Origin of the sequence: Streptomyces sp. NPDC087310 (assembly GCF_044744405.1) — a bacterium.
In the GTDB taxonomy this organism is placed as follows: Bacteria; Actinomycetota; Actinomycetes; order Streptomycetales; family Streptomycetaceae; genus Streptomyces.
In genome coordinates, this window is sequence record NZ_JBIUYF010000007.1 from 285,432 (window position 1) to 303,124 (window position 17,693).

A 17,693-nucleotide genomic window follows, 5' to 3' on the forward strand; every position below is an offset into this window, starting at 1 on the left:
CCGCCGAGCTGGGCTGACGGCGCCGGAGCCGGGCCGCCGGAGCCGGGTCAGGACACCAGGGTCTGCTCCTCCAGCTCCGTCAGCTTTACGGTGCACAGACCGCCGCGCTCGACCTTGACATCGGTGACCTTGAGCTGGGTGCCCGGCAGGAGAATGAACTCCTCCTCGCCGGTGAACGCGGAGAAGTCACGGATGCCCACGGCCCGCGCGGGGACCACCTCGAACAGCGTCCGCTTGCCACGGCTGCCGAGGAACCCCTTGGCCACACCGAGCTCGGACGTGCACGAGGAGACGCCCCACCAGGCCACGGTCCGTCCGAGCGGGTACTGCGCACGCAGGTCCAGCGACACCCCGCGCCACAACGACCCGGTCCGGTAGGGGAGATGCGCCACCGCCGAGAACAGCAGCCGCAGATACGACAGGTACGGGACGAGCCTGGTCCGGTCCGGGGAGCGCAGGATGGTGTTGATCTCCCGGTAGAACACGGACTCGCAGGTGTAGAGATGGAGGGCGGCGATCGCGTCGGCGGACAGGCCGCCGGACACCTCGTCCGCCCGCCGCTTGCCGAACTCGTACGACCGGTCGACGTGCCGGCCCAGCCCGGACAGCAGCGCGGCCACCGGGGCGACGGCCTCACGGAAGTCCATGAGCGGGGTGTCGAACACACCCGTGATCGCGGGAAGGACGAGCCCCTCGTCCTTCACACCGGAGAGCCGGTCGAGGTAGAGCTGGTGCAGCTCCATGGTGGACGCGATGAACGCGCCCATGCGGTCGGAGACGTCGCCCGCGGACCCGCCGGTCTCCTCCGCGCGCTTGTTCCAGCCGGTGCTGGGCAGCCAGTCGATCTCGTCGGCGCCCAGCGACGCGAGGGCCTCGTTCACCGTCCCGAAGTGGTCGCCGTCGCAGAAGAGGTCGCCCTGCGCCGCGGGGTTGGCGTGGTCGATGTGCCGGACCTCGACGTCGGGGTACTTCTTCTGGATCTCGAGAACGACCTTCTTCAGGCTACGCGCGTGCGCCCCCCACCACGCGAAGACGACTCCGCGGTCCTCCTCGTCGGCACTCTGCTTGGCCTTCAGGATCTCCTCGACGATCCGCTCGGCGACCGGCCGCCAGAACCTGGTGTGCTGGTTCGTGTCGATCGCCCCGTCGCCACTGGCCGTCAGCGCCGCGTTCAGCAGCAGCACGCCCTGCGTGAGCATCGCCTGGAACCACTCCGGCGGCTGCACGGTGTCCTGCTTCTTCAGCAGCGCGCGAATATCGGCTATCGGGGTCTTCTTGGGAATGCCGTACTTCCACATCGCCGCCGCCTTGATGATGCAGCGGACACTGACGACCCTGCCGAACTGGCTGTCCTGCCAGCCGTGGAAGGTGTTGTCGAACATGGCGATGCCGGTGGCGCTCTCCGGCCGCGGGTACGGGTTCTGACCGAAGACGACGACCTTCCATTGGTGCGGCGCGTTGGGCTTGAGCGCCTGGAAGGTCAGTTCGCGGACGGGGACGACCTCCGGACTGCGGCCCGGGCCGATGAACGAGGCCGCCTCCGGCTGCGCCTCGATGACCGGCTTCAGCAGCGGAAGCCACGGTTCGCCGCCCCCCTTGAACAGCTCCGCCAGAGCCAGCGGGTCGTTCGGTCCTGGCGTGGCGGGGGTGTGGGCATCGCTCATGGCGGAGAGCTCCAAAAGATCGGACGGTGCTGGTGGAATGCCTGATCGGCGAAGTGATCCTGAGGATAGGTCAGCCCACTGACAACGCCCTCCGGATCGCGGGGCGCCGGGCCGGGGCCGACCGCGTTGTCAGTGGGACGCGGTAGCGTTCCCGGCAGTTGAGTGACCGTTCTCGATCGGAGTGAACCATGACCGTGGACCCTGTACTGCCGCCGCTCAGGGTGGTGCTGACCGACATCAACACCCCGGTGGTGGAGGCGTGGCGGGCTGCCTTCGCCGACACCCCCGAGGTCGAGATCCGCAAGGGATCGATCCTCGGCCAGGACGTCGACGCCTGGGTCAGCCCCACCAACTCCCGCGGCCGGATGGACGGCGGGGCCGACGCGGTCATCAAGCGGCACCTCGGCGCGGGCATCCAGCTACGGGTGCAGAAGGAGATCCGGAGCCGGTTCGAGGGTGTACTCCCGGTGGGCAGCACGGTGTGCGTTCCCTCCGGGGCGGTCACACCGAGGTTCCTGATCTCGACGCCGACCATGGAGACGTCCTCGCAGAACGTCAGCGAGACCCTGAACGTGGCCCTGGCCTGCGCCGCCGCGTTCCAGGCGATCCACCGGCAGAACAACAGGGCGCCGGGCAGCATCCGGTCGGTCGCCCTGGTCGGCATGGGCGCGCAGACCGGCCAGGTGCCGGCGCGGGTGTGCGCCAACCTGATGTGGACGGGCTACACCCTCTTCAACGACCACTCCTTCGAGGACTACGACGACCTGCGGACCACGATCGTCACTCAGCTCGACGACCTCGAGAGCGCGCCCGTGGACAAGCGGGTCCGCATAACGCCGCCCAAGCGCCCCCGCTCACGCCGCTGACCTGCCGCCGGCCACGCCTCCGCCGTACCCGCGGCATGGGCGACCCCCGCGGTCCCGCGACGAACATCCGGTTACTCCCCTGACGGTGCGGTCAGTGTGACGCCGAGGGCCACCGGGGTACCGAAGTTCGGTGTGCCGTCGGCGTTCCAGGTGAACTTCTGCGCTCTGGTGGTGCGGTTCATGTCGCAGCCACCACCGGCCGAGGCGTTGGCGTGGTAGACGATCCAGTCCTCGGTCCCGTCGGGGGACTTGAAGAAGCCGTTGTGGCCGGGGCCGTACACACCGTTGGCGTTGGACCTCTGGAAGACCGGGTTCGGTGTCTTGACCCAGGAGGCGGAGTTGAGCGGGTCGCCACCGTTGTAGGTGAGCATCCCCAGCTTGTAGTCGGGCGTGGAGCAGTGGCTGGCGGAGTAGACGATGAAGGTCCTGCCGCCCCGCTGGAGGACCTCGGCGCCCTCGTTGACCGCGCCGCCCACCGTCTCCCAGCCGTAGGTCGGGGTGGACAACACCCTGCGGGTGCCACTGGCGGTCCACGGGTTTGACAGCGGTCGGATGAACATCGGCTGCGAGCCGTTGTAGTAGGTGCCGAGGAGGTAGAGCTTGCCGCCCAGTTGCAGGATGCCCGGGTCCAGCTCCCAGGTGTTGTCCTGCGTCGGGTCGAGCAGATCGGCCTTGAAGGTGTAGGGCCCCATCGGGTCCTGGCCGGCGCTTTCGAGCACGTGGATCCGCTGGGTGCCCAGGTTGTACGGCTCCCGCCCGGCCGTGTAGTAGAAGTACCACCGCTTCCCGTTGGGGCCGTCGAGCAGATGGAACTCCGGGGCCCACATCGTGCCGGCGCCGTTGGGCCGGGTGAGGTTGAAGATCACCTGGTCGGTGGCGGTGGCCAGCCCCGCCAGGGTGGCGGCCTTGCGCAGGGTGACCGTCGAGTTCCAGGTCGTGGTGGCGAGGTAGTAGAAGCCGTTGTGGTAGGTGAGCCAGGGGTCGGGCCCGTGCTGGGAGAGCGGGTTGGTGAACGTGCCCTGGATCGCCCCGCCACGGGCGGCACCGGGCAGGCCGGCGGTCCCGGTGAGCGCGGGGGAGGCGGGCGAGGCGGGCGGCGCCGCCAGGAAGGCGACCACCAGGGTGAGCACGGCGACGAGCGCCGACAGACATCGGGAACGAGTCACAGTCACTGGCACGTCCTTCATCGGTGGGTGGGCGCGTACGCCGTCGCTTCGAGGGGGCCGGCCGATGGCTGGACGCCGCTCCGGTGATGGACCTTGACCTCGGTGAGGCCCGTCCTGGCCCCGGAGGCGTGGGTGGCCAGGACCCGTATGCGCTGGGCGCTGATCGCCGGGAACCGCACCAGGTTGTAGTTGGCCCGCGGCGCCTCCGGGCTCCTGGTCTGGCCGGGCACGTTCACCCAGGAACTGCCGTTGTGGTACTGGACGGTGTACGCGGACGGCGCCCGGTAGGCGGCGCTCGCCGGGCGGCTGTCCTTGAAGTACAGCCGCACCTCGTCGAGGGTGCGGGCGGTGCCGAAGTTCAGCTCGTACCAGTCCTGGCTGTCGGGGGAACCGCCGGCGCCCCAGAACGGCTCGTTGGTGGGGTACCCGTCGACCGCGCCGGAGGCGTTGGCGCCGGACCCGGTGTGGGAGGCGGACACCGTCGCCCCGGAGGCAAGGTTGGGCAGGTCGGCGGTCAGGTCGACGCCGGCCTTGGCGAGCATGTCGACCATCCGGGGGCTGTTCTGCACGACCTGGTGGGGGGCCCGCAGACCGGTGACCGCCGTGCGGTAGGTGACCGTGCCGCTGGTGGTGACGTCGCCGGTGGCGGGGTCCCAGGTGAAGGGCACCAGCGAGCTGACAGTGGCGGCGCGGTTGCCGTTGACGTAGATCGAGTAGCCCTCCGGGATGCCGGGGTAACGCTGCACCCCGTCGGCCGGGTCGTCCCAGACGACGGACAGATCGGCGCCCCGGTAGCGGAGGTTGTTGACGGTGAAGTGACTCCATCCGATGTTGATCGGGGAGAGTTCGACCTTGGCGTCGTTACGGGGCCGCAGTCCCGCGACGTCCTCGATCACGGTCCAGTTGCCGCTGCCGAGGATGTTGTGGTGGATCCAGGAGCGGTAGTTGATGCCGCTGCCGTTCCAGTCGGCCCAGAACTCGTTGGCATCCGGCCACTGGGTGTTGCCGCCGGCGTACTGCGCCCAGGTGTTCCAGTAGAGGAGCTTCTTGTAGTCGGTCGCGTCCATCCAGGAGTTGGGGTAGTTGCGCAGCACCGAGGAGTAGAGGCGGAACTGCACGGTGGAGTTGATGGTGGAGAAGTTGTTGGAGCCCGGGTTCCCGGCGTCGGCCGCCGCCTTCTTGTCCGTCTGGTTGGCCGTGTAGAAGGGGAAGACGGGGTACTGGGCCGGATCGTCGAACAGACGCAGGGCCTGCTTGTACGTCGTGGTGTCGGGCACGGCTCCGACCGAGAACGGGTAGTAGTTGTTGATCTCCTTCCAGGGCACCCACTCGTTGGTCGACTTCAACCGGTGCTCGAACAACTGCCGGTTCGGGTTCCAGAGCACGTTGACGATGGCGTCCTTGATCTGCGTCGCGAGCGTGCGCATCTCGGTGGCCTTGGCCGTGTTGCCGGTCGCCTCGTACGCCTGCGCGGCGGCGAGCGCGCCGCTGTACTGGTAGGCGGACTCGGCGCGGTCCATGGCGCCGGGCTTCCAGTGGAAGGAGACGGCGTCGGCGTCGTTGCCGGTCAGGGCGCCCCAGTCGTACTCGATGAGCTTGTTGTTGTCGCGGTCGTAGTAGGCGAGTTGACCCTTGACGTCACCCTCCGCGTAGCGGGCCAGGTTGGCGGCGATGGCCGGCTGGCCGCCGTGGATCTGGTAGCTCTTCCACGCGGCCTCGGCGATGTACTGGGTGTAGCTGTTGGACCAGTTCTCCGGGTCACCCGGGTTGTCGAGGAATCGGCCGCCCTTGGAGACCTGGCCGACGCTGAGCCAGTCCCCGTACGCGTAGGACGGGTCACGCAGGTACTTGAGGTCGTCGATGTGCATGGGCTGGGTGAGCGCGATCGCGTTGTTGTACCCGAGGACGCCTTCGGTGGAGGTCGGGAACTGGTAGGTCTGCCCGGGGATGTCGGCGTCGAGGTTGTTGAAGCGCATCAGCCACCAGCGGTAGTAGATGTTCTTCTTGATCGCGGCTTCGGGCACGTCGATGTAGGGCACGTTCTGTGCCCACCACAGGTTGTAGGCCCTGACATGGGTGGCGAACGCGGTCGTGTCGGAGTAGCCCGCGTAGGCGCGGTACTCGGTGAGCGATGCGGGGATCTCGTCGGTGACGAAGCCCATCACGACCTTGGCGGTCGCTGTGGCCCCGGCCGCGATCGTCACGGACCGGTTGAGCCCGCCGCCCGAGGCGGCGAAGCCGTCGCCGGTGAGCCGCGGGCGGATGGTCGTGAGGTTGTTGTAGGCGTTGACCTGCCCGGTCAGCTCGTTGCCGCTGCCCGTCGTGGCGTACGGCGAGGCCGCCCGTAACTGCAGCGTGGTGGAGCCGGCACCGTTGTTCCTGATGGACAGGTTGGTCACCGCGACGTTGTTGTCGGTGATGAACTTGGTCTGGCTGACGGTGACCGAGCCGCTGGTGTGCACGCTCTTCCAGTGGCTGGGCACCTGCCGGCGCTGGGAGACCTGCTCCGTGAAGGTGCCCGGACCGATCGCGACGGTATAGGCGTTGTTGTCGTTGACGCTCTCCCAGTAGGCGACATGGCCGCCGAAGCCGAACACCGCGGGGTCATGGGTCTTCATGAAGAGCGCGCGGCCACGGCTCATCAGCCAGGGGCCGGTCGGGTCGTTGCCGGAGCGGGCCAGCAGGCGGTCCATCCAGAAGTCGGTCCCCGAGCTCTCCGCGTCGTAGATGGTCCGCATCATGTCGCCCGGTGTGTGGGCGACCGGCGGGGCCGGGATCGCGGGTCCGCCGAAGGTGGGGAACCCGATGGTCTGGTCGGCGTGGGCCGACGGTGCGGCGAGGACGGAACAGGCGATGAGCACCAGTGCGACGACGAGGCGCTTCATGACAGGGCCCGCCGTTCCCGGGTGCCCTTCGCGGCGCCGCCCGGCCCGGCCGGCCCCGGGTGAGGCGAAGTGGCTCAGGGTGGTGCCGACGCCCCCTCCCGGGGGCTCCGTCCGTCGTCTTCTCATCGGATGCTCCCTGTCCAGTTGACCGCGAGCGTCCGCTCGCGACGACGCCGGCGTGCTCACCGCCGGCCGTGTGGTGCTCCTGACAAAGCCGCACGTGGAAGCGGAGGAGAGCGAGGAAGCGGTACGAACGGGGGAGGGCTTCGCCGCGTCTCCGAGACGTACTGAACCTGAAACTGAACCTGAAACCGGAACGGAAACCGGGACTGAGTCCGGAACCGGAACCGGAACCGGAACCGGGTCCGGAACCGGGTCCGGAACTGAATCCGGGGCTGAGACTGAAACGACCTGAAAGGTTTTCGCAACGTAGGTCCGGGATCTTGAGGTGTCAAGAGGGATGCCCCGGGCCCGGCGTCCCCGACCGCGGCTTTCAGGACAACGGCGCCGTGGACCCCCTGATCACCACCCGGCAGGGCAGCGTCTCGGTGCCCGAGCGCCGCGTTCCGGCGATCGCGCCGAACAGGGCGTGCGCGGCGGCCCGCCCGACCTGTTCGAGGTTCAGGTCGATGCTGGTCAGCGGCGGGCGGGAGGCGGAGGTCAGGACCCGCCAGTTGTCGAAGCCCATGACCGCCACGTCCTCGGGCACCCGGTGGCCGCGCTCGCGCAGGACATCCATGACGCCGCGGGCGATCTGGTCGCTGCCGCACAGGACGGCGTCCACGTCCGGGTGCCGGTCGAGCAGCATCGCGGTGGCCGCCCGTCCCCAGCCCTCCGACCACACCCCGAACCGTGGCTCGCCGACCGGGGACAGGCCCGCGTCGGCGAGCGCGGCCAGGGCGCCTTCGGCCCGCTCCCGCGCGGCGAGGTACCCGGGGTCGCCGGTGATGTGCGCGATCCGGGTACGGCCGCAGGCGAGCAGATGCTCCACCGCGATCCGGCCGCCGCCCACGCCGTCCGGGACGATGGACAGATCCGCCGGATCGTCCGACGGCGCGTACGCGTAGACGACAGGGACGGGCAGCTCACGGCCCAGGGACGGACGCGGGTCGGTCCGGCTGCCCACCACGATGAGCCCGTCGACCCGGCGGCCGAGCAGCGCGCGGACGTGATGCTGCTCGCGGATCGCGTCACCGCGGGCGTCACAGAGGAACACCGCGACCTCGCCCGCCCCGAAGGCGTCCTCGGCCCCCATGAGGATCGGGATGCTGAACCGGCCCTCCAGGTCACTGGTGAGCAGCCCGACGGTGCCCGAGCGCCCGGCCAGCAGGCCCCGCGCCAACTGGTTGGGCCGGAACGACAGACGCTCGGCCGCGTCGATCACCCGCTGCCGTGTCTCGGCGCGCACCTGGCTACGGCCGTTGAGGGCCTTCGACGCGGTGGCGACGGACACGCCCGCCAGCCGGGCGACATCGCTGAGCGTGGCGGGCCGCGAACGAGAGGGGCCGGTGACCTGTGCCATGGATGTTCTCCTGTCTCGCGTCGCGTGCCGAGGCCGTCGGGGTGGCACGTCGGGCGTAGAACCGTACGCGAGAAGTTTCGGTCAAGGTGCGCTCAGGGTGCCTCCCCAGGTTTCGGCGCACCACGACTGCCGTTGCCCGCAAGGGGATTGACGGGCGGCAGGCCGAGTCCTAGCTTTCTGAAAGCCTTTTCGTTCGGCCCGCCGCCACCCAAGGGGGATCGACATGAGAAGCACGGCCGGACCACCTGGACGGATCCACCGCCTCGTCATCCGCGCTGTCGCGCTGCTGGCCGCCGCGAGCCTGGTCACGGCATGCGGCTCCGGAGACGACGGCACGGACGGCAAAGGGGGCGGAACGGCGGACGCCCAGGGCGCCGACGACGGCACCACGCTGACGATGTGGACGCGCGCGGCGACCCGGCCGCAGAGCGAGGGCCTGGTCGAGGCGTACAACGCGAGCCACCGGAACAAGATCGAACTGACCGTGATCCCCACCGACGACTACCAGGCGAAGGTCGGCGCGGCCGCGGGATCCCGGGACCTTCCCGACCTGTTCGCCTCCGACGTGGTGTTCGTCCCCAACTACACCTCCAGCGGGCTCTTCGCCGACCTCACCGAACGCGTCGACGCCCTGCCCTTCGCCGAGCACCTGGCCCGGTCGCACCTCAAGGCCGGCACGTACGAGGGCAGGAAGTACGTCGTACCGCACACCCTCGACCTATCGGTGCTCTTCTACAACAAGGAGCTCTACCGGCGGGCCGGACTCGACCCCGACGCCCCGCCCACCACCCTGGGCGAGTGGGACCGGCAGGCGCGCGCCGTGGACGCGCTCGGCGGCGGCGTCAACGGCACGTTCTTCGGCGGCAACTGCGGCGGCTGCGGCGTCTTCACCTGGTGGCCGTCGATCTGGGCCGCGGGGGAGGAGGTGCTGAACAAGGAGGGAACCGAGGCGTCCCTCGCCTCCGGCACCGCGAAGAAGGTCTACGCGACCTACCGCGGGTGGGTGAAGGACGACATCGTGGCCCCCGGCGCACGCGAGGAGACCGGCACCACCTGGACGGGGCTCTTCCCGAAAGGCCGGATCGGCGTCATGCCCATGCCGTCCACCACTCTGGGTCTGATGCCCGGGAACCTCGACCTCGGCGTCGCGCCCATCCCCGGACCCGACGGCGGCACATCCACCTTCGTCGGCGGTGACGCCCTCGGCATCTCCGCCACCAGCGACTCGGCCGACCAGGCATGGAACTTCCTCGCCTGGTCCCTGGGCGACACGGCGCAGGTCGATGTGGTCGCCGCACACAAGGACGTCGTGGCACGCACCGATCTCGCGTCCAACCAGCACTCCGCCGCGGATCCGCGGCTGGTGACGATCAACAGACTCGTGGCGGACGGGCGGACCCCGTACGCGCCGAAGTTCGGCCAGACCTTCAACGACCCCAACGGCCCCTGGCTGACCCTGATGCGCCATGCCGTCTTCGGCGACGGATCGTCCGTCGACCAGGACAACGAGGCGGTCACCGCGTCGCTGGCCGACTGAGCGGCCCACCCGGACCCGGGCGTCCGCCCCTCCCACGTCACGCGGCAGAGGAGAGCCATGCATCTGAAGGCGGCCGAGCCGGCGGTGGCCGAAGCCCGGGCCCGGCCCGCGGTACGGGCCCGCCCGGCCCGCACGACCGCGCCCCGGTGGCGGTCCCGCAGGGTGAAGGGCCTTGTCTACGCGGCCCCCACGGCCGTGTTCGTCGCGGTCCTCTTCCTGCTGCCGCTGCTGCTCGTCGGGCGGATGTCGCTCAGCGACTGGCCACTGCTCGCCGGGGACCGGGGTCTCAACGCCCCCGAGAACTACACCGACGTCATCGACAGCGCCCTGTTCTGGCCCGCGGTCCGCTTCACCCTCCTCTACACGGTGATCGTCACCGTCGTCCTCCTCGGGCTGGCCCTCCTCCTCGCCCTGCTGGTGCAGGAGTCCCGGCCCGGTGCGGGCTTCTTCCGTACGGTCTACTTCCTGCCCAGTGTCCTGGGACTCGCGTCCGCGTCACTGCTGTTCTGGGGTTTGTACAGCCCGACCACCGGCCCGCTCGGCCGCGTCCCGGAAAGGCTCGGCCTCGTCGACGACCCGGTGTCCTTCCTCGCCACACCGACCTCGGCCCTGCTGTCGACGGTGTTCCTCATCGTCTGGAAGTTCGCCGGCTTCTACATGCTGATCCTCCTCGTGGGCCTCCAGCGCATCCCCCAGGAGGTGTTCGAGGCGGCGCGGATGGACGGCGCGGGCCGCGGCCAGATCTTCCGCGGCATCACGCTGCCGCTGCTGCGGCCGTCCCTCGCCCTGACCCTGCTGCTGTGTGTGACCGGATCGCTGCTCGCCTTCGACCAGTTCTTCCTCCTCACCAAGGGCGGACCCGACAACAGCACCGTCACCGTTGTCCAGTTGATCTACCGCGAGGCGTTCCAGCGGCTGAATCTCGGTACCGCGGCGGCCCTTTCTCTCATCGTGCTGGCCGTGCTGCTCCTGCTCAACGTCCTTCAGTTCCGCGGTCTGCGCCACGCGGACCCGTCATGAGCCGTACCTCAGGGGAAGGGAGACCACGGTGCTGACCCGCGCCCTGGGACGGACGCCCTACTACGTCGTCGCCGGAGGTCTGGCCGTCATCTTCCTCTTCCCCCTGCTGTGGAACGCCTGGGCGTCCATCAGCGGACAGCCCGGCACCGCGCAGGAATCCGGCCACGGCCTCGGCAACTACCGCACGCTGCTGGAGTACGACGCGGGCCTGTGGCGGTACCTCCTCAACAGCACCGTCGTCTCGGCCCTGACCGTCGCCCTGACCCTGGGGGTGTCGCTGCTGGGCGGCTACGCCTTCGCCCGTTTCGAATTCCCCGGCAGGAACGCGCTGTTCCTGCTCACCCTGGCCATCCTCATGGTCCCGTACGCCACCCTCCTCATCCCGCTCTACGTACTCCTCGGCAGACTCCATCTGCAGAACTCGCTGCTCGGACTGAGCCTGGTACTGGCCATGTTCCAACTGCCGTTCGCCACCTTCATGATGCGGATCTCCTTCGAGGCGGTGCCCCGCGAACTGGAGGAGTCGGCGCTCGTCGACGGCTGCGGCACGGCGGGCGCGTTGCGCCGCGTCCTCCTCCCGGCGGTACGGCCGGGGCTGATCACCGTCGGCCTCTTCGCGTTCCTCGCTGCCTGGAACGACTTCATCGCACCGCTGATCCTCATCTCGGACAGTGCGAAGGCACCGCTGCCGCTGGCCGTCGCGAACCTGCGGCAGCAGAGCATGGGCGCCGTCGACTACGGCGCCACCGAGGCGGGCGTGGTGGTCCTCGCCGTGCCCTGTCTCCTGCTCTTCCTGCTGCTCCAACGGCACTACGTACGGGGCTTCATGTCCGGCGCGCTCAAGGGCTGAGGCTCCGACCGAGCGCCGAACGCCGTGCGCCCAGGTCCGAGCGCCGTACCTCCCGGTCCGGGCGCCGTACACCACGACCGAAGGGACGAACCGAAGGCATGGACGCGTGAAGGAGAACCCGGCACGGCCGGCCGCCCTGCCGGTGGCGCCGACCCGTGGCCGGCTGCGACCGCTCGGGCTCGACGAGGTCAGGATCACCGGCGGCTTCTGGGCCCGGCGCCGGCACACCAACGAGACCGCCACCCTCGGGCACTGCCGCGACTGGATGGAACGCGTCGGCTGGACCGGCAACTTCCGGGCGGCGGCCGAGGGACGGATCCAACGGGACCGGCGCGGACGGGAGTTCGCCGACTCCGAGCTCTACAAACTCCTCGAAGCCATCGCCTGGCAGACCGGCACCGGCACCGACTCCGGCACCACACCCGACGCGGAGACCGCCGCACTCACGGAGCTCCTCGCAGCCGCCCAGGAACCGGACGGCTACCTGAACACCGCCTTCGGCCGACCCGGTCAGCGGCCCCGCCACAGCGACCTCGCCTGGGGCCACGAGCTCTACTGCGCAGGCCACCTGATCCAGGCGGGCGTCGCCCAGGCCCGCACCCGGGGCGAGGGCGAACTGACGAAGATCGCCCGGCGCGCCGCCGACCACGTGTGCGCCACCTTCGGCCCGGGCGGCATCGAGGGCGTCTGCGGACATCCGCAGATCGAGACGGCCCTGGTGGAACTGGCCAGGCTGACGGGGGAGGGGCGCTACCTCGACCAGGCCGCGCTCTTCGTCGACCGCCGCGGCCACGGCACGCTCCCCGACGGCGAGTTCGGCCGCGCCTACCACCAGGACGACCTGCCCGTACGGGAGGCCACGGTGCTGCGCGGCCACGCCGTCCGTGCCCTCTACCTCGCGGCCGGCGCCGTCGACGTGGCCGTGGAGACCGGGGACGACGCCCTGCTCGCCGCGGTCGTACGGCAGTGGGAGGCCACCGTCGCCCGGCGCACCTATCTGACCGGCGGCATGGGCGCGCACCACCGGGACGAGGCGTTCGGCGACGACTTCGTCCTCCCGCCGGACCGCGCCTACTCGGAGACCTGCGCCGGCGTCGCCTCCGTCATGCTCAGTTGGCGGCTGCTGCTGGCCACCGGGGAGCCACGCTACGCCGACCTGGCCGAGCGCACCCTGTTCAACGTGGTCGCCACCTCCCCGGCGGAGGACGGCCGGTCCTTCTTCTACGCCAACACCCTGCACCGGCGCCACCGGGGCGCCGCGCCCGCCACGGACACCGTGAGCCCGCGCGCCGAATCGAGCCTGCGCGCCCCCTGGTTCGCGGTGTCCTGCTGCCCGACCAATGTGGCGCGGACCCTGGCCCAACTGCCGGCCCACCTCGCGACGGCGGACGACCAGGGCGTCCAACTGCACCAGTACGCGGACGCGGAGATCGCCACCACCCTCACCGGCGGCTACCGTGTGGCCCTGCGGGTCCGCACCGACTACCCGTCCGGCGGGACCGTGACCGTACGCGTCGACCGGTCGCCGGGCCACCCGTGGACCCTGACCCTGCGCGTCCCCGCGTGGACGGCGCACGCCACCACCTGGCTGACCGACCCGGACGGACGCCGCCGTACCGTCGCCCCGGGCACGGCCGGGACCACCCGGGTCTTCCGGCCGGGTGACGAGATACGGCTCGAACTGCCCGTACGGGCGCGCTGGATCCGCGCCGATCCGCGCGTCGACGCGGTACGCGGCACGGTGGCCGTGCAGCGCGGACCGCTGGTGTACTGCGCCGAATCCGTGGACCTGCCGGAAGGACACGAGGTCGACGCGGTACGGGTGGACCCCGCCGCCGAACCGGAGGGCGGGCCGGACGGGCCGGACGGCGCGGGCGGCACGGTCGTGGTCGCCGGGGAGGTCGCCGCGCACGACGCGCGGCACGGCGAGAGCTGGCCGTACCGGCCGCTGGACGCCCCGGCGCGCCTGCGGGCCGCCGACCGCGCGGGGATCGTCCTGGTCCCGTACCACTCCTGGGCGAACCGCGGACCCTCCACCATGCGGGTATGGCTGCCGACCGTGGAACCGGACCGCCTCGCCCCGCCGACGTAGCCGTGCACCGCCCGCCGACCACTCACGATCGGAGTTCGAGAACATGCCCCAACCCCCCACCCGACGCGCCCTGTTGAGGATCGCCGCCGGGACCGCGGCCACCGCCCCGCTCGCCCACGCCGCCCGGCCGGCGCACGCCGCGCCCACCGGCACGGCTCTGTCCGCGGCGGCCGCCCGGGCCGCCGTGGCGCCGGTGCCCGTACCGTCCACCTGGGCGGTCCACCCCTTCCCTCTGGACCGGGTGACGCTCGGCGACGGCGTCTTCCGGCGCAAGCGCGACCTGATGCTCGACTACGCGAGGTCCTGTCCGGCCGACCGCATCCTGGCCGTCTTCCGGGCCAACGCCGGGCTCGACACCCGTGGCGCCCGGCCACCCGGCGGGTGGGAGACCTTCGACGGCAATCTGCGCGGCCACTACGGCGGCCACTTCCTCACCCTCGTCTCCCAGGCGTACGCCGACACGGGGGAGGCGGCGCTCAAGGCCAAGCTGGACCACCTGGTCGGCGCGCTCGCCGAATGCCGGCAGGCCCTGGCGGAGCACGGCTCGCCGAGACCCAGTCACCCCGGCTACCTGGCGGCATACCCGGAGACGCAGTTCATCCTGCTGGAGAGCTACACGACGTACCCCACCATCTGGGCGCCGTACTACACCTGCCACAAGATCATGCGCGGCCTCCTCGACGCGCACACCCTGGCCGGCAACGCACAGGCCCTGGACCTCGCCTCGCAGATGGGCGACTGGGTGCACCACCGGCTCGGCCGCCTGCCGAAGGCACAGTTGGAACGTATGTGGTCGATCCACATCGCCGGTGAGTACGGCGGGATGAACGAGGTGCTCGCCGACCTCCACGCCCTCACCGGCCGGGCGGAACACCTCGCCGCCGCCCGCTGCTTCGACAACACCGCGCTGCTGGCCGCCTGTGCCGAGGACCGCGACACCCTGGAGGGCCTCCACGCCAATCAGCACATCCCCCAGTTCACCGGGTATCTGCGGCTGTTCGACCACACGGGGGAGGAGGAGTACGCCGCCGCGGCCCGCAACTTCTGGGGCATGGTCGCAGGCCCCCGCATGTACAGCCTGGGCGGCACGGGCCAGGGCGAGATGTTCCGGGCCCGGGGAGCCGTCGCGGCCACGCTCGACGACAAGAACGCCGAGACGTGCGCGACGTACAACATGCTCAAGCTGAGCCGGCAGCTCTTCTTCCACGAGCAGGACCCCGCCTGCATGGACTACTACGAGCGGGGCCTGACCAACCACATCCTCGCCTCCCGCAGGGACGCCCGGAGCACGGACAGTCCGGAGGTCACCTACTTCGTCGGCATGGGCCCGGGTGTGGCGCGCGCGTACGGCAACACCGGCACGTGCTGCGGCGGCACCGGCATGGAGAACCACACCAAGTACCAGGACTCGGTCTACTTCCGCTCCGCCGACGGCAACGCGCTGTACGTCAACCTCTACCTCGCCTCGACCCTGCGGTGGCCGGAGCGGGGTCTCGTCATCGAGCAGACGAGCGACTATCCGGCCGAGGGCGTCCGCACCCTGACCTTCCGTGAGGGCGGTGGCAGGCTCGATCTCAGACTCCGGGTTCCGGCCTGGGCCACGGGTGGCTTCACCGTCACGGTCAACGGGGTCCCGCAGCGAGCCGAGGCGGAGCCCGGCAGCTACCTCACCCTGAGCGGAAACTGGCAGCGCGGCGACCGGATCGGGATCTCCGCCCCCTACCGTCTGCGCGTCGAGAGAGCCCTGGACGATCCCGCCGTCCAGTCCGTGTTCCACGGGCCGCTCCTGCTGGTCGCGCGGAGCCAGGAGACGGGGTTCCGCGCGTTCTCCTTCTACAAGGACTTCACGCTCCGGGGCGACCTCGCCGACGCGATCGCCCCCGAGGGCCGCCCGATGCACTTCACCACCCACGGCCTGACCCTGGCCCCGTTCCACATCGCGGACACCACCCGCTATCACGCCTACTTCAGGCGCGCCGAACCCGTCGTCGTGTTCGGCGCGACCGACTCCGGCGTGGCGAACCGCGCCCGCGGTGACGGGCTGACCTTCCTCGACGTCCTCTGGGCGCAGGCCCCCTTCGCGGCCTCCGGCCCCTTCGTGACGGCGGTGCGCACCCTCGCCGAAAGCTGGCTGTCCGAAGGGCTGTTCACCCGCACCGAGCGGGACCGCGTCGTGGCGGCCGCGGTCGGCGCGGACCTGAGACGCTGAGCGGAGCGCCGGCGTGCGCCGGAGTGTGCCGGCGTGCCTGGGAGCGGCGACCGCCCCCAGGCACCGGCCCCCGGGGACCGGGGTCAGAGACCGTCGCGCACCATGGCCACGACGATCTGGACGTGGCGATCGCCCGCCGTGTTCGAGAACTCGTTCTCGTAGTTCAGGCCGTAGGGCCAGAAGTGTCCCCCACCGGCGGACAGCGTGGCACCCGACCCGTCGAACCGTTGGACGAGCGCCGTGGCCTGCGCGCCGCGCCAGGTCCCCCCACTGGTGAGGGAGGACCAACTCCCACTGGTGCCCACGCCGATGGTGTGGGCGATCTCGTGCAGAGCGGTCCTCTCGGTCATGTAACCGCGGTTGCCGAACCGGATGGTCCCGTTGATGTTGCCGTCGGCGGTGGGCACGCCCGGGTCGTACCGGACGGTGATGCTCTTGCCCAGATCGCTGAGGTTGTTGTACCGGGCCACCGCGGCGTTCATGGCCGTCGTGATGAGGCCGTACGCCGTCAACTGGTCCTGGGTGGGGTTGCTCGACCGTTCCAGGGTCCAGGTGATGTCGGCCGCAGCCACCTGCCCCTGTGCGGCCCGCGGTACGGCCTGAGGAGCGGCCTGCGCGACGCCGGGAGCTGCCAGTACGGCGGCTGCGAGCGCGATGGCCGCGAGTGCGGAGCCGGCCGTCCTCGTGCGCTGAACGCGCCAGGATATGGCCGCTCGCTCGGTGCGCTCCGGGGTCCGTCGTGGACTCATGTGAGGGATCCTCCTGTGGGGGGTGGGCCGTCGGGTGCGGGGGCGACGGCATGATCGGAGGCTCCGCCGAGGACACGGGGCGGATCACCGACGTCCGTAAGTATCCAGCCGGGAAATAGGGCGTCAAGAGGCACCGCACCGGTGACATCGCACGGCGGGTGCGAGAGGGAGGCCCACGTCACATCCGCGCATGTCACATCTCGCCGGGCTGCTCCGTCACAGAGGTGTAAGCGCCAACAACGGCAAGGAGTGCACCATGAACGCCCGTATCAACCCCCTCTCCAGCCCGGCCTCGGCCAAGGCCCTCAAGCACGTCATCGCGGCGAGCAAGGCGCTCGCGGACTCGACGCTGCCGAACGCGACGAAGGAGCTGGTGAGGCTCCGGGCCAGTCAGATCAACGGCTGCGCCGGCTGCATCGACATGCACACCAAGGAGGCCGCGCACGCCGGGGAGACCTCGGTGCGCCTCCACCTGGTCGCGGCCTGGCGGGAGGCCACGGTCTTCACCGACGCCGAGCGCGCCGCCCTGGAGCTGGCGGAGCAGGGCACCCGCATCGCCGACGCGGCGGGTGGCGTCACCGACGAAGCGTGGGCGAACGCAGCCAAGCACTACAACGAGGAGGAGCTCGCCGCCCTGGTGTGCGACATCGCCATCATCAACGCCTTCAACCGTCTGAACGTCATCACCCAGCAGCCCGCCGGCGACTACCAGCCCGGCCAGCACGGATAACCAGCGGTTCCTGGCGGGCGCCCACCTCACACCGGCACCCGCCCCGGTTACCCCTCGTCGGGGTCCGGGGCGGGTGCCGGTCCGGCGTGGGCGGAAGGCCCGGACACGGTCGACCGGACGTCGTTCAGCCGGTCGCCCGGGAGCAGATCACGTATCCCGTCGAGGGCCGCTTCGGTCCGGCCGCGGACACCGGTGCCGTTCACCGGGCCGAGCCACGCACGGTGCTGACCGGTACTCATGAGGCGATCGGCGGCAAGTTCTGGTCAGCGCACGCCAGTTGAGCCAGGTCCCGGTGACCTCTGAACTAACTTGGTGCACGTCAGCTCTGTTCATGACTCAACCATCTCGAACGGAGTACGTGTGCCCAGACATCGCGTCGCAAGGTTATGGACGGGCAGCGCCC

General features: G+C 70.4%; 13 protein-coding genes. 7 read left to right on the forward strand and 6 right to left on the reverse strand.

Annotated elements, in window-relative coordinates:
• Positions 1-47: 47 nt before the first annotated feature.
• The gene (locus ACIO3P_RS27180; RefSeq protein WP_401853646.1) at positions 48-1,664 is read right to left on the reverse strand and encodes an ADP-ribosyltransferase domain-containing protein; all 1,617 of its coding nucleotides are present in this window, start codon (positions 1,662-1,664) and stop codon (positions 48-50) included.
• 188 nt (positions 1,665-1,852) lie between these two features.
• Between ACIO3P_RS27180 and ACIO3P_RS27185 the strand changes: the two genes are divergently transcribed.
• A complete protein-coding gene (locus tag ACIO3P_RS27185; RefSeq protein ID WP_401853643.1) occupies positions 1,853-2,530 on the forward strand; it encodes a macro domain-containing protein in 678 nt (225 codons plus the stop codon).
• 71 nt (positions 2,531-2,601) lie between these two features.
• On the opposite strand, the gene ACIO3P_RS27190 is transcribed toward ACIO3P_RS27185, so the two are convergent.
• The 3 genes from ACIO3P_RS27190 to ACIO3P_RS27200 all read right to left on the reverse strand — a co-directional run bounded on the left by ACIO3P_RS27190 (position 2,602) and on the right by ACIO3P_RS27200 (position 8,103).
• Entirely contained in the window at positions 2,602-3,702 is a 1,101-nt protein-coding gene (locus ACIO3P_RS27190) for a glycoside hydrolase family 43 protein (RefSeq protein WP_329825364.1), read from the reverse strand.
• Between the two features lie 11 nt (positions 3,703-3,713).
• On the reverse strand, positions 3,714-6,581 hold the full coding sequence (locus ACIO3P_RS27195) for a discoidin domain-containing protein (protein ID WP_401854021.1): 2,868 nt from the start codon (positions 6,579-6,581) through the stop codon (positions 3,714-3,716).
• Between the two features lie 493 nt (positions 6,582-7,074).
• Positions 7,075-8,103: a LacI family DNA-binding transcriptional regulator gene (locus ACIO3P_RS27200; protein WP_401853640.1), complete on the reverse strand. Its 1,029-nt coding sequence runs from the start codon at positions 8,101-8,103 to the stop codon at positions 7,075-7,077.
• Between the two features lie 223 nt (positions 8,104-8,326).
• On the opposite strand from ACIO3P_RS27200, the gene ACIO3P_RS27205 reads away from it, so the two are divergent.
• The 5 genes from ACIO3P_RS27205 to ACIO3P_RS27225 all read left to right on the forward strand — a co-directional run bounded on the left by ACIO3P_RS27205 (position 8,327) and on the right by ACIO3P_RS27225 (position 15,811).
• Positions 8,327-9,640: a sugar ABC transporter substrate-binding protein gene (locus tag ACIO3P_RS27205; RefSeq protein ID WP_329825367.1), complete on the forward strand. Its 1,314-nt coding sequence runs from the start codon at positions 8,327-8,329 to the stop codon at positions 9,638-9,640.
• 57 nt (positions 9,641-9,697) lie between these two features.
• Complete coding sequence (locus ACIO3P_RS27210; RefSeq protein ID WP_401853638.1) at positions 9,698-10,660, forward strand: carbohydrate ABC transporter permease; 963 nt, start codon at positions 9,698-9,700, stop codon at positions 10,658-10,660.
• Between the two features lie 28 nt (positions 10,661-10,688).
• On the forward strand, positions 10,689-11,510 hold the full coding sequence (locus ACIO3P_RS27215) for a carbohydrate ABC transporter permease (protein WP_329825369.1): 822 nt from the start codon (positions 10,689-10,691) through the stop codon (positions 11,508-11,510).
• A gap of 106 nt (positions 11,511-11,616) precedes the next feature.
• Entirely contained in the window at positions 11,617-13,602 is a 1,986-nt protein-coding gene (locus ACIO3P_RS27220; protein ID WP_401853635.1) for a glycoside hydrolase family 127 protein, read from the forward strand.
• A 43-nt stretch (positions 13,603-13,645) separates the two neighbouring features.
• Positions 13,646-15,811 (forward strand): glycoside hydrolase family 127 protein, encoded by a 2,166-nt coding sequence (locus ACIO3P_RS27225; RefSeq protein WP_401853633.1) that lies wholly within the window; start codon positions 13,646-13,648, stop codon positions 15,809-15,811.
• Between the two features lie 83 nt (positions 15,812-15,894).
• Here ACIO3P_RS27225 and ACIO3P_RS27230 read toward each other — a convergent pair whose 3' ends face one another.
• A complete protein-coding gene (locus ACIO3P_RS27230; protein ID WP_401853631.1) occupies positions 15,895-16,560 on the reverse strand; it encodes a hypothetical protein in 666 nt (221 codons plus the stop codon).
• A gap of 256 nt (positions 16,561-16,816) precedes the next feature.
• Between ACIO3P_RS27230 and ACIO3P_RS27235 the strand changes: the two genes are divergently transcribed.
• Positions 16,817-17,290: a carboxymuconolactone decarboxylase family protein gene (locus tag ACIO3P_RS27235; protein ID WP_401790729.1), complete on the forward strand. Its 474-nt coding sequence runs from the start codon at positions 16,817-16,819 to the stop codon at positions 17,288-17,290.
• A gap of 47 nt (positions 17,291-17,337) precedes the next feature.
• On the opposite strand, the gene ACIO3P_RS27240 is transcribed toward ACIO3P_RS27235, so the two are convergent.
• Positions 17,338-17,529 (reverse strand): hypothetical protein, encoded by a 192-nt coding sequence (locus tag ACIO3P_RS27240; protein WP_401853629.1) that lies wholly within the window; start codon positions 17,527-17,529, stop codon positions 17,338-17,340.
• Between the last annotated feature and the right edge of the window lie 164 nt (positions 17,530-17,693).